The sequence below is a fragment of the Streptomyces sp. NPDC005017 genome, from assembly GCF_042873115.1.
Classification (GTDB): Bacteria; Actinomycetota; Actinomycetes; order Streptomycetales; family Streptomycetaceae; genus Streptomyces.
In genome coordinates, this window is record NZ_JBIALD010000020.1 from 48,541 (window position 1) to 69,172 (window position 20,632).

Genomic DNA, 20,632 nt, shown 5'->3' on the forward strand with positions numbered 1-20,632 from the left:
TCACACCTCCGATTCGGCGGTCGGGACGAACGCGGGCAGCGTCGCCTCGACACTGAACCCGCCGTCGGAACAGGGCTCGGCACGCAGTGTGCCCCGCACCAGCTCGATACGCCGGCGCAGATGGGCGATGCCGAGGCCCGAACCGGTGCCGGCCAGCTCGCCCCGGGGGACGCCGGCCGGTGGTGTGTTGTGGACCGTCAGCCGCATCTGGGCCTGGTCGTAGCGCACGCTCACCCGCACCCGGGCACCCGGCGCGTGCTTGCGGACATTGGTCAGCGCCTCGCGCAGCACACGGTAGGCGGTGCGTCCGACGACGGGTGAGGCCAGCGCCGGATCGCCCTCCTGGACGAGTTCGGTCGGTATCCCCACCGCCACGGACTCGGCGACCAGGTCGGCGAAGCCCGCGACCGAGGGGGTTCCGTCGCCGTCGGGCGCGGTGCGCAGAATGCCGACGAGGTCGCGCAGTTCCTCCAGTGCCTGACAGCCCGCGGCGCGCAGGTCCTCGGCGGCCTGCCGGGTCGTGTCGTCCGGTGCCGTCACCTTCAGGGCACCGGCCTGCAGCACCATCAGGCTCACCCGGTGGGTGACCACGTCGTGCATCTCCCCGGCGAGCCGGGCGCGTTCCTCGGCGCGGGCCTGTTCGGCCAGCAGATGACGCTCGCGTTCGGCGCGCTCGGCACGTTCGACCAGTGCCCTCATCAGCTTGCGGCGGGCGTCGAAGTACAGCCCCACGAGCGGCCCCACCGCCGTACGCAGCAGCCCGATCGTCATGGTCGTCACGGACGCGTCCCACGGCCGCATGACGACGAGGGTCAACGCGGCGAGGGCGAAGTAGGCGACGCGGCGGTCGTGTTGGTAGAAGACCGGTCCGTACGCGGCCGGCAGTGTGGCCAACGGCGCCCACAACCAGTCCGGTTGGGCCGGGGTCACCAGCCCCAGCGGTTCGATGAGCAGGGACACCAGGAGCGTGAACCCCCCGAGCACACCGACGACGGCCAGCGGGGCGGCCCGGCGGACGACGAGCGAGGCGCAGGCGAGCGCCTGGAGGCCCAGGACCATCCATGCGACGGTGTCCGGCCGTTCGGGCCACCAGCCGGCACCGGCGAGTGTGAGAACGGTGTCCAGCGCGACGAACGCGGCGGCGATCAGCCCGTCCACGGCGAACCGGTGCCGGCAGTACCAAGGGCCGTGGGTCATGACGCTCACCGTAGGGCATCGCCCCCCACCCGCCCGAGGCCCGCGGCGGCACGGGCTGCTTACGTCTCGGGCGGACCCTACGAAAGTAGGGTGCCGGGCGGAACGGGCATGCCTTCGTCGGGTGCGGAACCGACCGCCGGCCCTGCCGCGAGGTGTGTCCGGCGCCGTGGAATGGAGGCATGGATACGACAGGGAGCACCCTCACCACCACACCCCGGCCCGGTGACTACACGATCGACACGGACCGTTCGTCCCTCTCCTTCCGGAGCAGGCATCTCTTCGGCCTGCTGCCGGTGCACGGCACCTTCGGCCTCCGCGTCGGCACCGTCGAGGTCACGGCTCCGCCCGACACCTCACGTGTCCGGGTGGCGGTCGAGGCGGCCAGTTTCACCACGGGCCACGCCCGGCGCGACACCGACGTACGGTCGGCCAGGTTCCTCGACGCCGACCGGTACCCGCTGATCACGTTCGTCTCCGACCGGCTGCTCGGCACCACGGTCTCCGGCACGCTGACCGTCCGCGAGGTCTCCCGGCCGGTCGGCCTCGAGATCGAGAGCTCCGAGGTGTTCGCGGACGCCTTCACCCTCCGGGCCGTCACCCGCGTCGACCGCACCGACTTCGGTGTGACGGCCGCCCGTGGACTGGCGGGGCGCCGGCTCGACATCACGCTTGAGGTCCGTTGCGTACGGACCTGACCGGGCTTCCCCGGCGGGACCTCGGAGTCCTGGCGCTGTGGGGCGCGGTCGGCGCGGTGGTGGCCGTGCGGCGGTTCCGACGGTCTCCGCGGGGCGAGTGCGCTCGTCACAACGCCCATGTGGGCGACGGCCGACGGGTCCTGCTCGGTGATCACGAGGTCACCGGCCGGGCGGACAGGGCGGACCCTGCGGAGCCGGAGGTCCCGGCGCGGGCGGCGGGTCCGGCAGCGCGGGGGTTCCGAGACGATGGGCCGCCCACGGCTCGCGGGCGACGACCGCCCCGGCGGTGACGCACAGGGTCACCACCACGCACAGCGTGATGAGCCAGGACAGCAGGGTGAAGACGGCGCCCATCGAGCCGTACTCGTCGAGGCTGTGGTTGAGAGCCCGGGGTACGTACAGCGACGCGGTGGACGTGAAGACGCTCAGGGCCGCGCCGGTCAGCAGCGCGCCCGGCAGCAGGGGAAGCCAGCGCAGGCGCCCGGCCAGCAGGAGGTGCTGCGTCCACCACCACATCCCGACCTCCGCCGTCAGCAGCAGCGGCACGCCCAGCCACAGGCCGAGACCGAAGCCCTCCCGCAGATCCCCCTGAAGCGCGATCATGACCAGCCAGGCCGCGAGCCAGACGATCCAGCGCCAGGCGGCCAGGCGCGCGCCCGTCTTCGGCAGCCTCCAGGCCCGCTCGCACAGCCGTTGCATGGCACGGCTGCACGCGGTGGCCGAGACGAGGACCATCAGACCGCCGACCGCACCGGTCGTCTGCCGCAACTCGTCCGGGGAGTCACCGGCTCCCTTGATGGCCTTCTCCAACTCGGCCTGGGCACTTCCGTTCAGCCCGAACACATGGTGCAAGGAGTCGAGGAACTGGTCCCGCACCGTCTGCGGGGCGATGGAGGCCACCACGAACAGCAGGGGGACGGCCGTCAGGAACGTCTGGGCGGCCAGCCGGGTCGCCGAGTCGAACAGGTTCACCGAGATCAGCCGGGACATGAAGTTGGTGATCACCGGGAACCGCGTCTCGATCCGCTCGCGCAGCGCCAGCAGCCGGGTTCCGATCGAGGCCGAGCCGCCGGCGCCCCCTCGCCCCCGTCCGTGTCTGTGCCGCCGCAGGGCGTCCGGCTCACCGTCCGGACCGCTCCCTCCGGGCCCGTCGGCCCCTGTCCCTGGCTGCATGGTGCCAGCGTGCCGCCGATCCACCCGCCTGTCTCGGCGGGAACGCGGGGAAGCGGGTGGGTGGCGCCCCGGGGTGGCGGAGGGTGGGAACAGTGCCCGCGCCCCGGCCCCGCAGAGGATTTGTGCGGTTCTCGCGGCGCCGTGAAGATGGATTCATGCGCGACAGTGGCCTGGCGGGTCGGGTGCGTCTGCCTGCGCGGGAGCCGTGATGGTCCTCGACCTGGTGATCATCGGCCTCGCGATCGCGGTGTTCCCGCTGTCGGTCACCGCATTCGTCCTGGTGCTGTCGGCCCGGGGCGGTACCTGGAAGGGCCTGGCCTTCATCCTCGCCTGGCTGGCCTGCTTCGTGGGCGTTCTCGCCATCGTCCTGTTCGCCACCGGCGGCAAGCCCCCCGCACCCCGGTCCCCGCCCTCCACCGCCTCCTCCGCCGTGAAACTCGCCGTCGGCGTGGGACTGATCGCGTACGGCTGGTACCGCCACCGGCGCGGGCCGCGGCGGTCCGACAGCGAGGAGGCCGACGGCGAGGAGAGCGACACCCCGCGGCGCCAGCCGGGCGGGATGATGTCACGGCTCGACCGGAGCTCCGTGTGGACCGCCGCGGCCATGGGCCCCCTGCTCCAGCCCTGGGGGTTGGTGGCGGCGGGCGCGGCGACGGTGGTGGGCGCCGACCTCTCCCACACCTCCTCCTATCTGGCCCTGGCCGTGTACTGCGTTCTCGCCACGAGCAGCCTGCTCGCCATGGAGATCTACGCGGCCGTGTCCCCCGACGCCGCCCACGAGCGTCTGGGGAAGCTGCGCGCCTGGCTCCAGAGCCACCAGAACCAGGCGCTCGTCGCCGTGTCGCTGACGGCGGGGGTGTTCCTGGTGGGCCGGAGCATCTACGCGCTGGCGGCCTGACGTCCGTCGGCACGGGGAGCGGGGGCCGCATGGACCCGCCGGAAGGGGCCGGACGACCCTTCCGGCGGCCGGACCCCCGTGCCAAGTCTGGGAGGGGGTGAGGCAAATGCGTGCACTCGTCTACCACAGCGCCGGACGGATCTCCTGGGACGTCGTGGAGGACCCGGTGATCGAGGCCCCTACGGATGCCGTCGTCCGGGTAGAGGCGGCCACCGTCTCCGGCCGCGACCTGAGAGTGGTCCGGGGAGAGGTGCCGCAGGTCGAACCGGGCACCGTACTCGGTCACGAGGCGGTCGGCGAGGTGCTGGAGGTGGGGCCCGCGGTGACGTCCCTGCGCCCGGGCGACCGGGTCGTCGTCTCGTCGGTGTCGGCGTGCGGGGGCTGCGCCCACTGCCGGGCCGACGAATACGTCCGGTGCGAGGTGGGAGGCCGACTGCTCGGGCTCCGGATCGACGGTACGCAGGCGGACCTCGTGCGCGTGCCGTACGCCGACCGGTCCACCCACCGCTGGCCCGCCTCGCTGCGGCCCGAGGTGGCCGTCCTGCTCTCCGAAGTGCTGCCGACCGCCTGTGAACGCGGCGTACGCGCGGGCGGTGTCGCCCCCGGGCAGACCGTGGTCGTGGTGGGAGCCGGGCCGGTGGGGCTGGCCACGGTGGCCCTGGCCCGCGTGTACTCCCCGCGCCGGGTCATCGCCGTGGATCTGTCGCGGCCCAGGCTGACCGCCGCTCGCCGGGTGGGTGCCGACGCGGCGTACCTGCCCGGGACGGTGATCTCCGAACTGGCGAAGGGACCGGGCGCCGATGTCGTCGTCGAGGCCGCCGGGAACCCGGAGAGCTTCCTGCTCAGCACGCGGCTCGTCCGCCGCGGCGGCACCGTGGCCGTCGTCGGCTCGCACACCGAACCGGCGCCGCTGCACCTGGAGACGCTGTGGAACAGCGACATCACCCTCCGCACCGGTCAGGTCGACACCCGCTCCGTTCCCTGGCTGATCGAGCTCATGGAGTGCGGCAGGCTCGACGCCGCACCGCTGGTCACCGGCACCCGCGGCCTCGCGGACATGGTGGACGTCTACGACGAGTTCGCGCACGGCACGGCCTCCGGGGCCCTGAAACTGGTCGCCCTGCGCGACGGCTCCGACGCCGACTACCGGCCGCGGCTCCCGCAGGCACCGGGGGGTGGCACGGCCACGTGAGCGGGGGCGGTGGAAGCGGCTGGCCGCGGCCGGGCGGCGGAGGTGACTGCGTCAACTGCCGTCAGGCGGCTGCGGGCCGTTCGGGGCCGGTCGCGCCCACGCGGCGAGCCGCACATCGACACAGCCCCGCGGCCCTAGTGCGATGCTCTGCCCGGCGGCTGCAAGTCAGTCGCACCCACGCGGCGGAGGTGACTGCGTGACCTGCCGTCAGGCGGCTGCGGGCCGTTCGGGGCCGGTCACGCCCACGCGGCGAGCCGCACATCGACACAGCCCCGCGCCCCTTAAGGGCGGCTGCAAACCAGGCGCGCCCACGCGGCGGAGGGGGAGCAGGCGGCAGCGGCGACTGCGTGCAGCCGGGCTGTGGGTGCGGGCGGCGCCAGGTCACATCGGCCAGCCGGGCGCCTGGCGAGGGCCGGGGCGCCGGGCGGCGCCCATTCCCTCCATGTCCCGTTCGGCGGCGTTCAGCAACTGCTGGGCGAGGTCGTTCATGGCCCGGCCGACCGCCAGTTCGTCGCCGATCTCCGGCACGTCGGTGTCCGCCGGATGACAGTGCGCTCTCCCCCGGCCGCTGAGCGCCGTGGTGCCGGTGTCGAGCAGCACATGCGCCCTGGTCTGCCCCTCGTCGTCCTCGACGATACGAAGCCGGACCTTCCATTCCACCGTGCGTGACATGGCCGGCCTCCTCCGCCGCGAAGTCGTCACGCTGCCATTCTCGCCGGTCGGGCGCAGGCGTGCCGAGCCCGCCGGACGGCGGACCGAACGGCCCCGGACGGGGGCCCGTTAGACCCTGTCGCCGGGGACCGATCCCGGCGACCGTGGCAGGAGAAGGCGCCACGCGACCGTCCCCTCCGGGGACCAGCGACACGGCGGACCGAAGCCGGTGCGCCGCGTTCGCCGCCACGGCGACAGCGCCTTCCACGGCACGGGCGCCGACGAGCCCCGAGCGGCGCCCGGCGGCCGGCCGTCCGGTCACCTCACCCAGGCAGGACAGTTGCCATGTCTCTCCACCACCCCGACACCGCGCTCGTGACCTCCCTGGTGGAGGACGCGGTGACCGCGCCGTCCATGCACAACGCCCAGCCCTGGCGCTTCCTCCACCACGCCGGAGGCGACACGGTCGAGATCTACGGCGACCCCGGGCGGACCATGCCGCGGGGCGACCCCCGGCTGCGCGCGCTGCACCTCGGTGTGGGTGCCGCGGTGTTCAGCCTGCGGGTCGGCGCCGCCTGGCGGGGCTGGAGCACCTCGGTGCGTCTGCTCCCGGACCGGGAGAACCCGTGGTTCCTCGCGGAGGTGACCCTGCGCCGCGCCACGGACCCCGGTGAGCCGGACGGCCTCGCCCTGCTCCGTCCGGCCCTGCGGCGGCGGCACACCAGCCGCCACCCGTTCTCCGAGGAACGGGTCCCCGGCCCCGTACTCGACCGGCTGCGGTCGGCGGCGCTGCTGGAGGGCGCGCAACTGCTCGTGCCCGGTCCGTGGCACACCGACATCCTGCGGGACCTCGTGCGCGACGCGGAGCTGTCCGAGGCGATGGACGCCGGGCTGCGGGCCGAGATCGCCGGCTGGACCCGGGTCCGCGACCGCGAGGAGGACGGCCCGTCCGACGGCATCCCCTCCTACGCCCTGGGCCCCCGCCAGCACGGGGTGAGCGCGCCGGTACGGGAATTCGACCCCACGGGGCGGATCCCCGGGCGCCCGGCCGCGTCCTTCGAGGAGCGGCCGCAGATCGTCATCCTCGGCACCGGGGACGACCGGCCCGCGGACTGGCTGCGGGCGGGGCAGGCACTGCAGCGGGTGCTGCTCCAGGCGACGCTCGACGGCCTCGCCACATCGCCGATCTCCCAGCCTCTGGAGTGGCCCGACCTGCGGGAGACGGCCCGCGCGCCCCATTCGGAAATGGGCTATGTGCACATGCTGGTGCGGCTGGGCTACGGCCCCGCGGGCGCGCCCACGGGACGCAGGCCCGTCGCCGAGGTGCTGGAGTTCGTCTGACGGTCCGGCAGCGGGACACCACCCGGCCGTGAGCGCACGGAGGTGCTCACGGCCGGCCGGCGTCCTGGTCACCGGGGCGGTGCCGGGGCGGCGAAGTCGGGCGGGACGATCTGGACGGGGCAGTGCCCGTGGTGCAGCACGGTGTGGGCGACCCGGCCCAGGGCCGGCCCGACGCCCAGGGCGCGATGGTGGCTGCCCATGACGAGGAGATCGGTGTGCGCGCTCGCCTCGACCAGCAGACCCGGTGTGCTGGTGGCGGTCTCGACGCGGTGGTGCACGATCAGCCCGGGGAAGGTCTGCCGTACGGCGTCGGCGAGTTCCTTGACCTCGTGGACGCGGGCGTGGGCGATGTCGTCCAGGTCGTCCAGCATGGTGGCGACGGTGCCGATGTGGGCGAGCACGTTCCAGACGGACAGGATCCGCAGGGAGGCCTTGCGGGCCTGGGCCTCGGAGGCGGCGGTCAGCAGCCAGCCCAGATCGGAGGCGCCCTTCACGGCGGCGGTCACGGTGCCCGTCTCGGGACGGTCCCCGTCGCCTCGTACGACGATCACCGGGACCCCGGCGCGGGACACCACGCCCAGGCTGACCGAGCCCAGGGCTAGGGAGGCGAACCCGCCGAGGCCCCGCGGGCCGACCACGAGCGTGCCGTACCGCCCGGCGGCGGCCAGCAGCCCCGCCACGGGTTCCTGGCGGCTCAGCTCACGGGTGACGGCCACTTCGGGATAGCGGTCCTGGACGGCCCGCGCGGTGTCGAGCAGCAGGTCGCGGCCGGCCTCCCGCACCGCATCGACCGTCTCCGCGGCGGCGAACAGGGCCCGCCGGTCGGTGTCGGCGGCGTGCACCAGGCGCAGGGGACTGCCCCTGCGGTCGGCCTCGGCGGCGGCCCACAGGGCGGCCGTCCGGGCGGTCGGGGAGGCGTCGACACCGACGACGACAGTGCCGAGTCCGGGGCGGGCGAGGATGTCGCTGGTCATGACTCCTCCTCGGGAGCGACGGTTCCACGGGCGTGTGCACCTCCCGGGAACACCTCTCACTCTGGCATCCGGGTCACCGGGCGGGGCAGGGGCCACTCGGCCCTGAGATCCGCTCAGTCGTCCGGTGCCGTGCGGGGCCCCTGGGGTACGACGGCCACCGGGCTGGCGGCGTGGTGAAGGGCCCGGTGGGCGACCGGGCCCAGTTCCATGCCGACCAGGCCGGCCCGCCGCCGGGCTCCGATCACCAGCAGGTCCGCGGCCGCCGAACGGTGGACCAGCACCTTACGGGCCGGGCCCTCGACCGTGGTGCGGCGCACCCGGACGTCCGGGTGCTTCTCGGCGGCCGCCTCGATGGCCCGGTCGAGGAGCCGGGCGGCGCGACGTTCGAGGAAGGAGTCCGGGGTCCCGGTCATGAGCGGGTGGTCGGCCGGATGGTGGGCCGGGCGGCGCCAGGCGCTGACGACGTCCAGTTCGCAGCCGCGGGCCGCCGCCTCGTGGAAGGCGAAGTGCACGGCGGGGGCGTCGATGTCCCCACCGCCGACGCCGAGCAGCACGCGTTCGTGGCGGGACGCCAGGGCGATCCGGTCGCCCCGTACGACGACCACGGGGCTCGGTGACCGGCCGGCCACGACCAGCCCGACCGACCCCAGCAGCAGATCGGCGACCTCGCCCCGGCCGCGGGACCCGACGACCACGGTCCGTCCCGCCGCGCCTTCGCTCAGCAGCGCGTCGGCCGCGTCCTCGGGCACGACCTCGGTCGAGACCACGAGCCCGGACGCCCGCCGCCTCGCGCGCTCCACGGCCGTCCACGCGATGTTCTCCGCCAGCACCTGCCCCGCGGGACGCTGCAGGCTCCACGACGGCACGTCCCCCTCGTAGCGCTCCCAGAGCGAGGCGTGGACGACGCGGAGCAGGACCCCGTGCCGTACGGCCTCGTCCACGGCCCAGTCCACCGCCACGAGACTGCCGTCGGAACCGTCGACGCCGACCACCAGGGGTGACTGCATGCTCCCCACCGCCTTCCGTTCGCGGGGTGGCCCTCCTTCCACGCTTCCACCGGGCCGGGGGCCGGAAAAGGGCCGTTCGGGCCCCTCGCCCGGCCACTGGTCCCGCGTCCGCTCCCGGCAGGGGCCCTTCGGTTCCGGCCGAGGACGTTCGGCCCCTGCCGGGTGGGGCTCCGGGGGCGGACGCTGATCATCGCGGCCGGTCCCGTCCGCCGACGTCTGTCCGCCGCCCCCGGCCCGGCCGGGGGCGGCGAGAACCGGAGCCCACGTCATGACCACCCTGCTCGTCTCCGGCCTCCTGTTCCTCCACGGCCTGCTCCACCTCGCGGTCTGGCTGCCCCACGAGGGCTCCGCACGGGCCTTCGACCCGCGGCGCTCGTGGGCGCTGGCCGCGGCCGGGGTGCCGCAGACCCGGGAGGTGGGCCGGGCCGCGCTGGGGCTGGCGGCCATGGCGGCGGCCCTGTACGTCATCGCGGGCGCGGCCACCGCGGCCCACAGCCCCGAGTGGCCCGCGGCGGCCGTCCTCGCCGCCTGCTCGGGGCTGCTGCTGAAGGCGCTGTGGTTCAACCCGTGGCTGTCCTTCGGTGTCCTGCTGGACGTGGGTGTGGTGGCGGCCGTGGCGGCGGGCTGGCCGGCGTCGCTGTACTGACGTCGCGCCCGCGCCGCCTGGGCCGAACGACCCCGGGACGTGCCCGAGCGGCCCGTGGCCCGCGCGGGCCACAGGGCTCACGCTGGAAGCGGCGGGCCGGCCCGCGGGCGTGGCCCACCACCTGAGAGGCGGGCGGCCGTCCGCGCCGCGAGGCGTGCGCCGGCCGGTCGCGGCGACAGCGACGAACCGAGGGGGAACGATGACTTCCACCACCTCTCTGGCCACGGGCCTTCCGGCCGGACACCGGGAGCGGCTGCTCGGCCTCGCCCGCGAGGTCTCCTTCGACATCGGCACCCGGCTGTTCGAGGAGGGCCGGCCTGCCGACCGGTTCTGGATCATCCGCACCGGAACCGTCGCCCTCGACCTGCACGTCCCAGGCCGGCGGGCCGCGGTCGTGGAGTCGCTCGGCCACGGTGAACTGGTCGGCTGGTCCTGGCACTTCCCGCCGTACGTCTGGCAGTTGGACGCCGAGGCGACGAGTCCGGTGCGGGCCTGGGAGTTCGAGGCGGAGTCCGTGCGCACGATGTGCGCGGACGACCCCGAGTTCGGGCGCGCGGTCGCGGTCTGGCTCGGCCGCGTGGTCGCCCACCGCCTGCACGCCTCCCGCGTCCGCCTGCTCGACCTCTACGCCCCTCACGGCAGCGGCACGCGGTGACGGCCGAAGTCCCCTGCCGTGCCGATCCGTCCGGCCGGGCCCGCCCAAGTCCTCGGCCCCCGGCCGTCGTCCGTCCCCGACCCGTGAGCCCTTCAGGAGGAGACCATGTACGGCAGCCCGCATCTCGTGAACGACGTCATGACGCAGACCGTCGTGTCGGTGGGCCGGGAGGCCCCGTTCAAGGACGTCGTCGGCGTCATGGGGCAGTGGCGGGTCAGTGCCCTGCCGGTGGTGGAGGGCGAGGGCCGCGTCGTGGGAGTCGTCTCGGAGGCCGACCTGCTGCCCAAGGAGGAGTTCCGCGACAGCGACCCCGCCCGGTTCGACCAGCTGCGCCGGCTGTCCGACCTGGCGAAGGCCGGGGCCGTGACGGCCGGTGAGCTGATGACGTCCCCGGCGGTGACGGTGCGCGCGGACGCGACCCTCGCCCAGGCCGCGCGTGTCATGGCGCGGCACCGGGTCAAGCGGCTGCCGGTGGTGGACGCCCACGGCGTGCTGGAGGGGGTGGTCAGCCGGGCGGACCTGCTGAAGGTCTTCCTCCGTGCGGACGAGGAGATCGCCGACGAGGTGCGCCGGGAGGTCGTCTCCCACCTGTTCCCCGCTCCCCCGGAGCCGGTCCTGGTGGACGTCACCGACGGCGTGGTCACCCTCACGGGCCGTGTCCGGGACACGTCCCTGGTGCCGGTCGCCGCGCGGCTGGTGCGCGCGGTGGAGGGCGTCGTGGACGTGCGGTGGGATCTGCGCGACGGCCCGGACGCGAGCCGCTGAACGACCCGGGGCACGAACCCTCAGGCGCGGGCGGCAGGTTGCCGCCCGCGCCTCGCGCTGTGCACCGTCCGCCGGGGCGGGCGCCTCGCGTCAGCCCCGTCGGCGGCCGGCGCGCGGGTCCCGTGCCGGGGCCCTCCTCGGTCACGGCCCGGCGCATCAGCAGGTCCGTCTCGGAGACGACCCCCATCACCTTGTCGTCCTCGTCGGTCACCGGGAGTCCGCTGATGTGGTGGCCGGCCAGCAGCCGTGCCACTTCCTTGAACGGTGTGGTGGTTCCGGCGCGGACGACGTCGCTCGTCATCACGGAGCCGACCTTGTCGTGCTTCCAGGCTGGTCCTCCTCAGCGCAGTCGGCGCAGGTAGGGGTCGTGGGACCGGCGCGGCAGCAGCCGGATGCGGGCGTCGAGCGCCACGGCCCCGTCCGGTGTCGCGAGGACCGGGTTGAGGTCGGCCTCGGCGAGCTGCGGCAGATCCGCCGCCATCCGGGACAGACGGTGCAGCAGCTGTTCCAGTGCTTCGAGGTCGGCGGGCGGGCTGCCGTGCGCGCCGAACAGCAGCGGGGCGCAGCGCGGGGACGTGATCAGGTCGTGCACGTCGTGGTCGGTGAGCGGGGCGAGCCGGGCCGCGTGGTCGGCGAGGACCTCGACGGCCGTGCCGCCGTGCCCGAACAGCACGAGGGGGCCGAAGACGTCGTCCTGGACCACGCCGGCGAAGAGTTCGGTGCCGCGGCCGGCCAGTGGCTGCACGACCACCCCGGTCATCAGACCGGCGAACCGTGTGCGCAGGTCCTTGAACGCCGCCCGCACCTCCGCGTCGCCGCGCAGGTCCAGCAGGACGGCCCGTTCGACGCTCTTGTGCACCAGTCCGGGCCAGTGCGCCTTCAGGACGACGCGTCCGTCGCGTCCGCGCAGCCGCTCGGCGGCGGCCACGGCCTCGTCCTCCGTCTCGGCCCACGCCCACGGCATCTGGGAGACGCCGTAGCAGGCCAGCAGGTCGGCGCAGGACCGCGGGTCGAGCCGGCCGCCGTCGGGGTGGGCGGCGAGGTACGCCTCGACCACGGCCTGCGCGCGCGGGACGTCGACGTCCTCGGTTTCCGGCACCGTGCCCGGGGGCCGGGCGAGCCAGGCGGCACGACGGGCCGCGTGGGCCAACGCCCGTGCGGCCGCGTGGGGTTCGGCGTACGAGGGGACGGTTCCGTCGGCGGCGGCGAGCAGTTCGACCGGCCGTGCCTGCTCCAGCCGGACGAGGACGACGGGCCGGGCCCGGTGCCCGGGGGCCCGGGTGAGCGCCCGGACGAGATCGTCGCCGGTCGCCTCGGCGACCGCGGTCGGGACGAGGGCCACGATCACGGCGTCGACACCCGGGCAGCGTGCGAGCCGGTCCACGCACGCGCCGAGCTGCTCCTCGGTCACGGCCGCGGTGGCGTCGACCGGGTTGCCGGCCGTGGCTCCCGCGGGCAGTACGGCGAGCAGGTCGTCGACGGTCGTGGGGGTGAGCGGCGGCAGGGTGAGCCCGGCCTCCGCGCAGGCGTCCGCCACCAGGACGCCTGCGCCCCCGGCGTTGGTGACGACCGCCACCCGGGCGCCCTCCGGCAGCGGCTGGGAGTGCAGCAGGGCGGCCGTTTCCAGGAGTTCGCCGATGGAGTGGGTGGCGGTGACGCCGGCCTGGGTGAACAGGGCCTGGCGGGTCATGGTGCGGGGGGAGGCGGCCGCGGTGTGCGAGGCGGCGGCGCGACGGCCGGCCTCGGTGCGTCCGGCGTCCACGGTGAGCACCGGCATCCGTCGGGTCACCCGGCGGGCGGTCCGGGAGAACGCCCGTGGGCTGCCGAAGGACTCCAGGTGCAGCACGGCGAGGTCGGTGCGGTCGTCGCTCTCCCACCACTGGAGCATGTCGTTGCCGCTGACGTCGTACTTGTCGCCGAGCGAGACGAACGAGGAGACGCCGACGCCGAGGCGGGAGAGTCCGTCGAGCAGGGCGACGCCCACCCCGCCGGACTGTACGGCGACTCCGGCGGTGCCGGGGCGGGCGTGGCCGGAGGCGAAGGTGGCGTCGAGCCGCAGGCCGGGTTCGGTGTTGGCGATGCCCAGGCAGCCGGGTCCGGCCAGGCGCATGCCGTAGCTGCGGCAGGCCGACAGCAGCGCCTTCGCCTGCGCGTCGTCGAGTCCCGCGGTCACCACGATCAGTGCCCGTACGCCCGCCTTGCCGCACTCCTCGGCGGTGTCGGGCACGGCGGCGGCCGGTACGGCGACGACCACCAGGTCGGGGGTGAGGGGCAGGTCGCCGACGCTGGGGTGGCAGGGGACGCCGAGGATGGCGTCGGCGGCGGGGTTCACCGCGAACAGTCGCCGGGTGAAGCCGCCGGTGCGCAGGTGGTGGAGGACCGCGCGGCCGACGGAGCCGGGCCTGCGGCCGGCGCCGACGACGGCCACCACCTCCGGCCGCAGCAGTGGTCGCAGGCTGGCCACGTCGGCGCGGCTGCCGCGGGCCTCCACGGCGGACAGATAGGCGTCGTCGGCGTCGAGCCCGACGGTGCAGCGCACCTCCGGGCCGTCGAAGCGGCGGCTGACGCGCAGTCCCAGGTCGACGAAGAGGCGGAGCACCTCGTAGTTCTCGCTGAGCGCGTCGGCGGTGAAGGAGGTGACGCCCTCGGCGCGGGCGGCGGAGGCGAGGTGTTCGACGAGGAGGGTGCCCACGCCGCGGTGGTGCACGCCGTCGGCCACGGCGATGGAGATCTCCGCGGTGTCCTCCTCGCCGCCGGTGTCGTACTCGGCGAGTCCGACGATGCGGTCCTGTGTCTCGGCCACCAGTGCCCGGTAGCCGGGGCGGGGCGGGGCGCAGGCGCGGGCGGCGGCCCGGGCGACCGAACGGTGGCTCACCGCGAAGAACCTGCGCCTGAGGTTCTCCGGGGACATCTCGTCGTAGAGCGCCTCCAGCCGGTCGTGGTCGGCGGGCACGGCCGGGCGGACGCACACCGTGGTGCCGTCCGTGAGCAGTGCGTGGACCGGGGCCGGTTCGCCCCGGTCGCCGGTGGTCGTGGTCATGGTGGGCCTCCTCCAGGGCTGTCGGCGCTTCGAGGATCCTGCGGACCGGTGACGCGCCGCTCGGGCTGACCGGGGTGCGTCGGGGACCGGTCGGCCCCGTCCTCGGCCCGCACCGCCCGCGGACCCGGCGCGCGCCCGTCGGCGCGGGCCGGGTCCGCGGGGTCTGTTCCCCGGCCCGCCGGTCAGTGGTGCGGGACGACGGCGACGGGGGCCGCGGCGTGGTGCAGGACGGCATGGGTCACATGGCCGATGTGCGCGCCGAAGGGGCTGCGGCGGATACGGCGGCCCACGACGACCAGCGAGGCCTCGCGGGAGGCGTCGACGAGGTGGTCGGAGGCGGACCCGTAGGGGGCTTCCTCGGTGACCTCGACGTCCGGGAACTTCTCGCGCCACGGCCGCAGCACGTCGCTCAGCGCGTGGGTCTCCTGGCGTGCCAGGGCTCCGTGGAGTTCGAGGCCGGCGGCGAGGCCGTAGGCGTAGTAGGGCGGCGGGTTCCAGCCGTGGACGACGCGCAGCGAGGTGTGCCGACGGGAGGCGGCGGCGAACGCGAACTCGATCAGGGTCGCGTCGGGGCTCTCGATGTCGAGGCCGAGCAGGACGGGCCGGAAGGGCGTCTCGGTGGACGGGCCGCCTGCCGGGTCCGTCTCGTGCTCGTCGGCGGCCTGCTCGCCCGCCCTGACGAGGACGACGGGCCGCTCGGTGTGCGCGACCAGGGACAGGCCGATCGAGCCGACGACGTATCCGCCGAACCCTCCAAGTCCGCGGGAGCCGAGCACCAGAAGGTCCGCTTCGCCCGCCTCCTGGGGCAGCAACTCCGTGGCACGTCCGGCTCGTTGTTCCATCGTGATCTCGAGGTCCGGGTGGCGCGCGCGCAGGCCCTCGGCGGCCTCGCGGGGGATGCGTTCGGACCAGTGCTGCTGGGTCTCGACGCCGAGCAGCGGCGCCTCCGCCCAGGGCACCGGTACCGGCTCCATGACGTGAACCAGTTTCAACGGGGCGCCGAGCAGCCGCGCCTCACGCGCCGCCCATTCGGCCGCCGCACCGCTCTCTCGGGAGCCGTCGAGTCCGACGATGACGCTGCGGGTCATGACCTTCCACCTTCCTGGACCGGGGGTTGCGATTCGAGCCTCTCTCCTCGGCACGGTCGCGGACAGGGGCCGCAGGGCCCGGCGGGGGGCCGACCGGCCCTGGTTCGCGTGCCCAACGTCCCGGGCGGCGGGAGCTGTTGCGGTGCGGCGCGGCCGTGACGGCCGGGGCCGACCGGTTCCCCGTCGGGGCCCCCTGGCACCTGTGCGTTCCGTGCGGGGTCCCGCACGCTCGAAGGTGAGGGGGGCTCCACCGCGGGAGGCCGGGATGCCTGGATCGCCGTACACCGTGAGCGACGTGATGACCCACACGGTCGTCGCCGTCGGCAGCGAGGCACTCTTCAAGGAGGTCGTCGAACTGCTCGACCAGTGGAAGGTGAGCGCCCTGCCGGTACTGGCCGGTGAGGGCCGGGTCGTCGGAGTCGTCTCCGAGGCCGATCTGCTCGCCAAGGAGGAGTTCCGTGACACCGAGGACGGCGACCTCGCCCTGCGGCTCAAGGCGGGCGCCGTGACCGCGGGGGAGCTGATGAGCGCCCCGGCGGTGACCGTGCACGCGGACGCGACGGTGGCCGACGCCGCGCGCATCATGGCCCGACGGCACGTCAAGCGCCTGCCGGTGGTGGACGGCGCCGGATTCCTTCAGGGCGTCGTGAGCCGCGGTGACCTGCTGAAGGTGTTCCTGCGCTCCGACGAGGACATCGCCGGGGAGATCCGCCACGGCGTCCTCGGCACGCTGCCCTACGGCGACGTCCTCACCGCGTCGGTGACCGACGGGGTGGCCACGCTCGGCGGCTCCCTGCCCGACCGCGGGCTGGAACCCGTGATCGCCCGGGCGGTGCGCGCCGTCGAGGGCGTCGTCGACGTCCGCCTGGAGCTGACTCATCGCTGACGGGGAGCGTGGGGCCGGGCCCTGGCCGCACTTTCACCGCATCGTCACACACCGCCCGCGCCGGACCGTCTCGATCCGGGCACCCGCCCGGCACGGTTCGACGAAAGGACGCTGCCGTGATCGTCACTGCGGCCCTGCTGCTGCCGGGGCTCTGCGCACTGTTGCTTCTGCTGGACCGCTTCGAGAACTGGCTGTCCGCGCCGTCCTCCCGCCCGCGGCACGCCCGCGCGCGCCGTCACCTCAGGGCCGTCCCCGGTGACGGGCCCGGCACCACGCGGGGGCGCGCGTCCGGACGCGCCGCGCGGCGGGCGCACGCGGCATGAGCTCCGGGCACCCGGCACCACGACGGTGGGGCCCGACCGTCACCGGTCGGGCCCCACCGTCGTGGATGTGCGGGCGGGTCAGGTCACCAGCGGTACCAGCGCCCGCGGCCGCCCCCGGCGGTCGTGGACCGCATCACGAAACCGAGCAGCCACACCACCAGCACGGCGACGGCCACCCACCACAGAAGCTTGACGGCGAAGCCGGCACCGAACAGGAGCAGCGCAAGAAGCAGAACCAGCAGAACAGGAACCATGGATATCAACCTCCTGACCGTCCGGTTACCCTGCGATCCACGCCCCATACGCCCTAAGTTCCTTGTTTACGAAGGCGGACTCGGGGCATCCGGAGGGCCCTTCGGATCACCAGGCCAGTTCGTCGATCAGGGCGGCGGGGTCCGGTTCGGTGCTGTGGCCCAGGGACTGTTCGGCCCAGATCACCTTTCCGTTCGCCGCGTAGCGGGTGCCCCAGCGGTCCGCGAACTCGGAGACGAGGAACAGGCCCCGGCCCCCTTCGTCGGTGGTGGCCGCGCGGCGCAGACGCGGTGAGGTGTTGCTGCCGTCCGAGACCTCCAGGACGAGGGTGCCGCCCAGCAGGAGCCTGACCCGGACCGGCGCGGCGCCGTAGCGCACGGCGTTGGTGAGGAGCTCGCTGAGGATGAGTTCCGTGGAGAAGGACGCGGCCTCCAGGCCCCAGTCGTCGAGCCGGCGGCCCACCTCCTTGCGCACGCGCGAGACGGCGGTCACGTCGAAGGGCACGTCCCAGGTCGCGACATGGTCCGGGTCCAGCAGCCGGGTCCGGGCCACGAGCAGGGCCACGTCGTCCTGGGGATGCTCGGGCAGCATCGACTCGATGACGGCCCGGCAGGTCTCCTCGGGCGTGCGGTGCGGACCGGCGACGGCCGAGCGGAGCCGGCCCAGCCCCTCGTCGATGTCGCTGCCGCGGTCCTCGACCAGGCCGTCGGTGAACAGCGCCAGCCGGCTGCCCTCGGGCAGCTCCAGTTCGCCGGTCTCGAAGGGGTGTCCGCCCACGCCCAGGGGCGGCGACAGCGGCAGGTCGGGGAAGGTCACCGCACCGTCGGGACCGACCACGGCGGGTGCGAGATGCCCGGCGCGCGCGACGGTGCAGCGCCCGGCGACCGGGTCGTAGACGGCGTACAGACAGGTGGCGCCGGTGACCTGGGCGTCATGGGCGCCCGCGGTCGACGTCTCGGCGTCCCACGAGGCGACCATCTCGTCGAGGTGGCCGAGCAGGTCGTCCGGGGCGAGGTCGAGCGAGGAGAAGTTCAGCACCGCCGTGCGCAGCCGGCCCATGGTCACCGCCGCGTGCAGCCCGTGGCCGACGACGTCGCCGACGACCAGCGCGACCCGGAATCCGGGCAGCGGGATGACGTCGAACCAGTCGCCGCCCACCCCGGACTGTGCGGGCAGATAGCGCCAGGCGATCTCCAGTGCCTCCTGCTCCGGGACGTCTCGGGGCAGCAGGCTGCGCTGCAGGGTCACGGCCATGGTGTGCTCTCGGGCGTAGCGGCGGGCGTTGTCGATCGCGACGGCGGCCCGCGCCACGAGTTCCTCGGCGACCGAGACGTCCTCCGCCTCGAAGGGCGGTGAGCCCGAGCCCCGCCAGAAGTTGACCATGCCGAGGATCACACCCCGGGCCTGCAGGGGCACGGAGATCATCGAGTGGATGCCGTACTCGAGCGCCTCGCGGGCGCCCTGCGGGTCCTGGGCCCGCCAGTCCTGGGCGCTGTTCAGGTCCGCCACACGGACGGCCTTGCCCCGGTGCAGTGCCGCCACCATCGGGGTGTCTGCCACCACGAACTGGATCAGGTCGCCCACGGGTTGCAGCGGGTGGCCCTGGGCGCCGCTCAGCGCCGTGCGGCGCATCCGGCGGACGGCGCCGGTGGGCTCCTCGCCGTGCAGGACCAGGTCGAGGAGTTCCACCGTGACGAAGTCGGCGACGCGCGGGACCGCGACCTCGGCGAGCTCCTCCGCCGTGCGCCGGATGTCGAGTGTGGTGCCGATGCGTACGCCCGCCTCGTACAGCAGGGTCAGCCGTCCCCGCGCCGTCTCGGCCTGCCCCGACAGGGCCGCCAGCTCCGTGGTGTCGCGCAGGGTGGCCACCAGGCCCTGTCCGCCGCCGTAGGGCTCGGTGAGCCGGGTGTTGACGGCGAGCAGCCGCTCTCCGGCCGGGAGCACCTCGTCGGAGACGGGTTCGTCCGACTCCAGGAGCCGGGTCAGGCGGGTGCCGAGCCCCAGCTCGGCGACGGGCCGCCGGTCGGCGCCCCGCGGGAGGTCCAGCAGGCGGCGCGCCTCGTCGTTGGCCAGCATCAGACGGCCGTCGCCGCCGACGATCAGGACGCCCTCGCGCACCGCGTGCAGCACGGCGTCGTGGTGCTCGAACAGCCGGGTCATCTCGGCGGGGCCGAGCCCGTGCGTCTGCCGCCGCAGCCGCCGGCTGACCAGGGCCGTGCCGACGGTGGCCAGGGCGAGCGCGGCCGCCGCGGCGGCCACCATCGCCGGGACCTGCCGGTTCAGCACCTGCCCCAGGGTGTCGAACTGGATTCCGGCGCTGACCATGCCGACCACCCGCCCGTCGGCGTCCTTGACGGGCACGACCGCGCGCACGGCGTCCGCGGGCTCGCCGTGGAACGTCTCCGTGAAGGTCTCCCCCGCGACGGCCCGGTCGACCCCCTGCGCCCTGGTGCCGATCAGGTCGGGCACGGGGTCGGTGAGCCGTACCCCGTTGCCGTCCAGGACGGTGACGAAGTCGACGCCGGAGCCTCGTCTGGCGGCCTCCGCGGCGGGCTGGAGCAGCACCGTCGCCCCCGGCGACGCCAGCAGGGCCGCGGTGCCGGGCGTCTGCGCGAATCCCTGCGCCACGGCCAGGCAGCGGTTCCTGGCACCCTGCTCGGCCTCCCAGCGTCCCTGCACCACCAGGGCCGCGACCGCCGCCACGATCAGCACCAGCATGATCAGTACCTGGAGCAGGAAGACCTGGGCGGCGAGCGGGCGGAAGCTCAGTGCCGGGGTGACGCGGTGTTCCGGGGAACGCGGCCGCGCCGCACGGCGGGACGAGTCGGTGGGGCGTCCTTCGCCGAACGGCGCCGCTCTCGTCCTGGACCGGCGAGAAGGACCGATCATGTCCCATTTCTAGCACTGTGCCCGTATGGCGAGCGAACCGTGCGGTTCCGCGGCGGCCCGGGGGCGGGGCGGGCCTAGGGCCCGGGTGATGCCCGGATCGGGTCGAGTTCCGCGTACACGAGGTGGTGGTCCGAGTACACGCTGGGCTTCACCTGGTGCCCGCGCGAGGTGATGCCGCGCAGGAAGACGTAGTCGAACTTGGTGTTCCAGTCGGCGGTCGTCCGGCAGGCGCCGTAGAGCGCGGGGCGGCACTGGGGGTCCGTGTCGGTGGCCAGTGCCCAGACGCGGTCGAGCTCGGGAGCGTCCGGTACGGCGTTGAAGTCGCCGAGGAGGACGGTGCGGTCGTACCGGGCCACCGCGGCGGCGAGTACCCGTGTCTGCTTCGCGCGCACGAGTTCCTGACGTCGCTCGGCGAGATGCGTGTTGAAGACCCGGACGCGCGCGCCGCCGACCGTGGTGGTGACCGCCATGTACCCGCGGTCCTCGGAGCCTCCGTCGGGGTACTCGACGTTGACGCGGTCCGTCATCGGTGCCGCCGAGAGGATCGCCTGCCCGTACCCGCCCGGCCGCCAGGGCGCTCCTCCGCACCGGCTCCAGCTACGCAGCACCGTGCCGTACTCGACGTGGTAGACCAGCCCGTGACGGGTCTCCAGGTACTCCCTGATCCGCTCGACGTCCCGCGCGCACGCTTCCTGGAGGCCGACGACCTGGGGCGCGTACCTCGCGATCTCCGCGGCCCGGTCGGTGTTGCCCTCCTCGCACGGGTTGCACATGTTCCATGTCATGACCCGGTTCGCTACGACGTCCCCGTCGGTGCTGACGGCCCGTGGACCGCCGAAGAGGGGGCCGCCCGGCGCGCTGGGACCGACGAGCACCACGCACGCCACGATCACGGCGCCCACGAACAACCGCGTATCCCTACCGAGCACTGCCGCCTCCTCAGCGTGGATGCACAGGGCG

20 protein-coding genes are annotated in these 20,632 nt (G+C 74.4%); 9 read left to right on the plus strand and 11 right to left on the minus strand.

The window, feature by feature from the left end; genetic code table 11:
• Positions 1 to 1,197: a sensor histidine kinase gene (locus tag ACFYR0_RS26885; RefSeq protein ID WP_389333186.1), complete on the minus strand. Its 1,197-nt coding sequence runs from the start codon at positions 1,195 to 1,197 to the stop codon at positions 1 to 3.
• 179 nt (positions 1,198 to 1,376) lie between these two features.
• On the opposite strand from ACFYR0_RS26885, the gene ACFYR0_RS26890 reads away from it, so the two are divergent.
• Positions 1,377 to 1,892 carry a YceI family protein gene (locus tag ACFYR0_RS26890; RefSeq protein WP_389333189.1) on the plus strand — a complete coding sequence of 172 codons (516 nt, stop codon included), beginning with the start codon at positions 1,377 to 1,379 and terminating at the stop codon, positions 1,890 to 1,892.
• Positions 1,893 to 2,051: 159 nt separating this feature from the next.
• Here ACFYR0_RS26890 and ACFYR0_RS26895 read toward each other — a convergent pair whose 3' ends face one another.
• The gene (locus ACFYR0_RS26895) at positions 2,052 to 3,065 is read right to left on the minus strand and encodes a YhjD/YihY/BrkB family envelope integrity protein (RefSeq protein ID WP_389333192.1); all 1,014 of its coding nucleotides are present in this window, start codon (positions 3,063 to 3,065) and stop codon (positions 2,052 to 2,054) included.
• A gap of 208 nt (positions 3,066 to 3,273) precedes the next feature.
• On the opposite strand from ACFYR0_RS26895, the gene ACFYR0_RS26900 reads away from it, so the two are divergent.
• Both ACFYR0_RS26900 and ACFYR0_RS26905 read left to right on the plus strand, forming a co-directional pair.
• Complete coding sequence (locus ACFYR0_RS26900; RefSeq protein WP_389333195.1) at positions 3,274 to 3,963, plus strand: GAP family protein; 690 nt, start codon at positions 3,274 to 3,276, stop codon at positions 3,961 to 3,963.
• Positions 3,964 to 4,069: 106 nt separating this feature from the next.
• Positions 4,070 to 5,155, plus strand: coding sequence for an alcohol dehydrogenase catalytic domain-containing protein (locus tag ACFYR0_RS26905; RefSeq protein ID WP_389333198.1), 1,086 nt, complete (start codon positions 4,070 to 4,072; stop codon positions 5,153 to 5,155).
• Between the two features lie 381 nt (positions 5,156 to 5,536).
• Here ACFYR0_RS26905 and ACFYR0_RS26910 read toward each other — a convergent pair whose 3' ends face one another.
• On the minus strand, positions 5,537 to 5,827 hold the full coding sequence (locus ACFYR0_RS26910) for a DUF1876 domain-containing protein (protein ID WP_389333201.1): 291 nt from the start codon (positions 5,825 to 5,827) through the stop codon (positions 5,537 to 5,539).
• A 324-nt stretch (positions 5,828 to 6,151) separates the two neighbouring features.
• Between ACFYR0_RS26910 and ACFYR0_RS26915 the strand changes: the two genes are divergently transcribed.
• On the plus strand, positions 6,152 to 7,147 hold the full coding sequence (locus tag ACFYR0_RS26915) for an Acg family FMN-binding oxidoreductase (RefSeq protein ID WP_389333204.1): 996 nt from the start codon (positions 6,152 to 6,154) through the stop codon (positions 7,145 to 7,147).
• Positions 7,148 to 7,215: 68 nt separating this feature from the next.
• Here the strand turns inward: ACFYR0_RS26915 and ACFYR0_RS26920 are convergent, their stop codons facing one another.
• Both ACFYR0_RS26920 and ACFYR0_RS26925 read right to left on the minus strand, forming a co-directional pair.
• Complete coding sequence (locus ACFYR0_RS26920; protein WP_389333207.1) at positions 7,216 to 8,121, minus strand: universal stress protein; 906 nt, start codon at positions 8,119 to 8,121, stop codon at positions 7,216 to 7,218.
• Positions 8,122 to 8,234: 113 nt separating this feature from the next.
• The gene (locus ACFYR0_RS26925) at positions 8,235 to 9,137 is read right to left on the minus strand and encodes a universal stress protein (RefSeq protein ID WP_389333210.1); all 903 of its coding nucleotides are present in this window, start codon (positions 9,135 to 9,137) and stop codon (positions 8,235 to 8,237) included.
• Between the two features lie 259 nt (positions 9,138 to 9,396).
• On the opposite strand from ACFYR0_RS26925, the gene ACFYR0_RS26930 reads away from it, so the two are divergent.
• From ACFYR0_RS26930 to ACFYR0_RS26940, 3 genes are all read left to right on the plus strand, one after another.
• Positions 9,397 to 9,774, plus strand: coding sequence for a hypothetical protein (locus ACFYR0_RS26930; protein ID WP_389333213.1), 378 nt, complete (start codon positions 9,397 to 9,399; stop codon positions 9,772 to 9,774).
• 199 nt (positions 9,775 to 9,973) lie between these two features.
• Positions 9,974 to 10,429 carry a cyclic nucleotide-binding domain-containing protein gene (locus ACFYR0_RS26935; RefSeq protein ID WP_389333216.1) on the plus strand — a complete coding sequence of 152 codons (456 nt, stop codon included), beginning with the start codon at positions 9,974 to 9,976 and terminating at the stop codon, positions 10,427 to 10,429.
• A 105-nt stretch (positions 10,430 to 10,534) separates the two neighbouring features.
• Entirely contained in the window at positions 10,535 to 11,194 is a 660-nt protein-coding gene (locus ACFYR0_RS26940) for a CBS domain-containing protein (RefSeq protein ID WP_389333219.1), read from the plus strand.
• On the opposite strand, the gene ACFYR0_RS26945 is transcribed toward ACFYR0_RS26940, so the two are convergent.
• From ACFYR0_RS26945 to ACFYR0_RS26955, 3 genes are all read right to left on the minus strand, one after another.
• The gene (locus tag ACFYR0_RS26945; protein ID WP_389333222.1) at positions 11,076 to 11,495 is read right to left on the minus strand and encodes a CBS domain-containing protein; all 420 of its coding nucleotides are present in this window, start codon (positions 11,493 to 11,495) and stop codon (positions 11,076 to 11,078) included. The two genes, ACFYR0_RS26940 and ACFYR0_RS26945, sit on opposite strands and share 119 nt — an antisense overlap.
• A gap of 39 nt (positions 11,496 to 11,534) precedes the next feature.
• Entirely contained in the window at positions 11,535 to 14,234 is a 2,700-nt protein-coding gene (locus ACFYR0_RS26950; protein WP_389333225.1) for a GNAT family N-acetyltransferase, read from the minus strand.
• Between the two features lie 182 nt (positions 14,235 to 14,416).
• A complete protein-coding gene (locus tag ACFYR0_RS26955; protein ID WP_389333228.1) occupies positions 14,417 to 15,322 on the minus strand; it encodes a universal stress protein in 906 nt (301 codons plus the stop codon).
• A 265-nt stretch (positions 15,323 to 15,587) separates the two neighbouring features.
• Between ACFYR0_RS26955 and ACFYR0_RS26960 the strand changes: the two genes are divergently transcribed.
• Positions 15,588 to 16,208, plus strand: a complete 621-nt coding sequence (locus tag ACFYR0_RS26960) for a CBS domain-containing protein (RefSeq protein WP_389333231.1) — start codon at positions 15,588 to 15,590, stop codon at positions 16,206 to 16,208.
• A 116-nt stretch (positions 16,209 to 16,324) separates the two neighbouring features.
• Positions 16,325 to 16,531 carry a hypothetical protein gene (locus ACFYR0_RS26965; RefSeq protein ID WP_389333234.1) on the plus strand — a complete coding sequence of 69 codons (207 nt, stop codon included), beginning with the start codon at positions 16,325 to 16,327 and terminating at the stop codon, positions 16,529 to 16,531.
• 83 nt (positions 16,532 to 16,614) lie between these two features.
• Here ACFYR0_RS26965 and ACFYR0_RS26970 read toward each other — a convergent pair whose 3' ends face one another.
• The 3 genes from ACFYR0_RS26970 to ACFYR0_RS26980 all read right to left on the minus strand — a co-directional run bounded on the left by ACFYR0_RS26970 (position 16,615) and on the right by ACFYR0_RS26980 (position 20,601).
• Positions 16,615 to 16,785: a hydrophobic protein gene (locus ACFYR0_RS26970; protein ID WP_389333237.1), complete on the minus strand. Its 171-nt coding sequence runs from the start codon at positions 16,783 to 16,785 to the stop codon at positions 16,615 to 16,617.
• 106 nt (positions 16,786 to 16,891) lie between these two features.
• On the minus strand, positions 16,892 to 19,672 hold the full coding sequence (locus tag ACFYR0_RS26975; RefSeq protein ID WP_389333240.1) for a SpoIIE family protein phosphatase: 2,781 nt from the start codon (positions 19,670 to 19,672) through the stop codon (positions 16,892 to 16,894).
• A 74-nt stretch (positions 19,673 to 19,746) separates the two neighbouring features.
• Positions 19,747 to 20,601 carry an endonuclease/exonuclease/phosphatase family protein gene (locus ACFYR0_RS26980; RefSeq protein ID WP_389333243.1) on the minus strand — a complete coding sequence of 285 codons (855 nt, stop codon included), beginning with the start codon at positions 20,599 to 20,601 and terminating at the stop codon, positions 19,747 to 19,749.
• Positions 20,602 to 20,632: the final 31 nt, after the last annotated feature.

What these genes read in the sequence shown, in the direction of transcription:
- ACFYR0_RS26970 (WP_389333237.1), bottom strand. Translation starts at nt 16,785, where the DNA reads ATGGTTCCTGTTCTGCTGGTTCTGCTTCTTGCGCTGCTCCTGTTCGGT.
- ACFYR0_RS26975 (WP_389333240.1), bottom strand. Translation starts at nt 19,672, where the DNA reads ATGATCGGTCCTTCTCGCCGGTCCAGGACGAGAGCGGCGCCGTTCGGC.
- ACFYR0_RS26930 (WP_389333213.1), top strand. Translation starts at nt 9,397, where the DNA reads ATGACCACCCTGCTCGTCTCCGGCCTCCTGTTCCTCCACGGCCTGCTC.
- ACFYR0_RS26960 (WP_389333231.1), top strand. Translation starts at nt 15,588, where the DNA reads ATGCCTGGATCGCCGTACACCGTGAGCGACGTGATGACCCACACGGTC.
- ACFYR0_RS26950 (WP_389333225.1), bottom strand. Translation starts at nt 14,234, where the DNA reads ATGACCACGACCACCGGCGACCGGGGCGAACCGGCCCCGGTCCACGCA.
- ACFYR0_RS26885 (WP_389333186.1), bottom strand. Translation starts at nt 1,197, where the DNA reads ATGACCCACGGCCCTTGGTACTGCCGGCACCGGTTCGCCGTGGACGGG.
- ACFYR0_RS26890 (WP_389333189.1), top strand. Translation starts at nt 1,377, where the DNA reads ATGGATACGACAGGGAGCACCCTCACCACCACACCCCGGCCCGGTGAC.
- ACFYR0_RS26940 (WP_389333219.1), top strand. Translation starts at nt 10,535, where the DNA reads ATGTACGGCAGCCCGCATCTCGTGAACGACGTCATGACGCAGACCGTC.
- ACFYR0_RS26955 (WP_389333228.1), bottom strand. Translation starts at nt 15,322, where the DNA reads ATGACCCGCAGCGTCATCGTCGGACTCGACGGCTCCCGAGAGAGCGGT.
- ACFYR0_RS26915 (WP_389333204.1), top strand. Translation starts at nt 6,152, where the DNA reads ATGTCTCTCCACCACCCCGACACCGCGCTCGTGACCTCCCTGGTGGAG.
- ACFYR0_RS26935 (WP_389333216.1), top strand. Translation starts at nt 9,974, where the DNA reads ATGACTTCCACCACCTCTCTGGCCACGGGCCTTCCGGCCGGACACCGG.
- ACFYR0_RS26905 (WP_389333198.1), top strand. Translation starts at nt 4,070, where the DNA reads ATGCGTGCACTCGTCTACCACAGCGCCGGACGGATCTCCTGGGACGTC.
- ACFYR0_RS26945 (WP_389333222.1), bottom strand. Translation starts at nt 11,495, where the DNA reads ATGACGAGCGACGTCGTCCGCGCCGGAACCACCACACCGTTCAAGGAA.
- ACFYR0_RS26900 (WP_389333195.1), top strand. Translation starts at nt 3,274, where the DNA reads ATGGTCCTCGACCTGGTGATCATCGGCCTCGCGATCGCGGTGTTCCCG.
- ACFYR0_RS26910 (WP_389333201.1), bottom strand. Translation starts at nt 5,827, where the DNA reads ATGTCACGCACGGTGGAATGGAAGGTCCGGCTTCGTATCGTCGAGGAC.
- ACFYR0_RS26895 (WP_389333192.1), bottom strand. Translation starts at nt 3,065, where the DNA reads ATGCAGCCAGGGACAGGGGCCGACGGGCCCGGAGGGAGCGGTCCGGAC.
- ACFYR0_RS26920 (WP_389333207.1), bottom strand. Translation starts at nt 8,121, where the DNA reads ATGACCAGCGACATCCTCGCCCGCCCCGGACTCGGCACTGTCGTCGTC.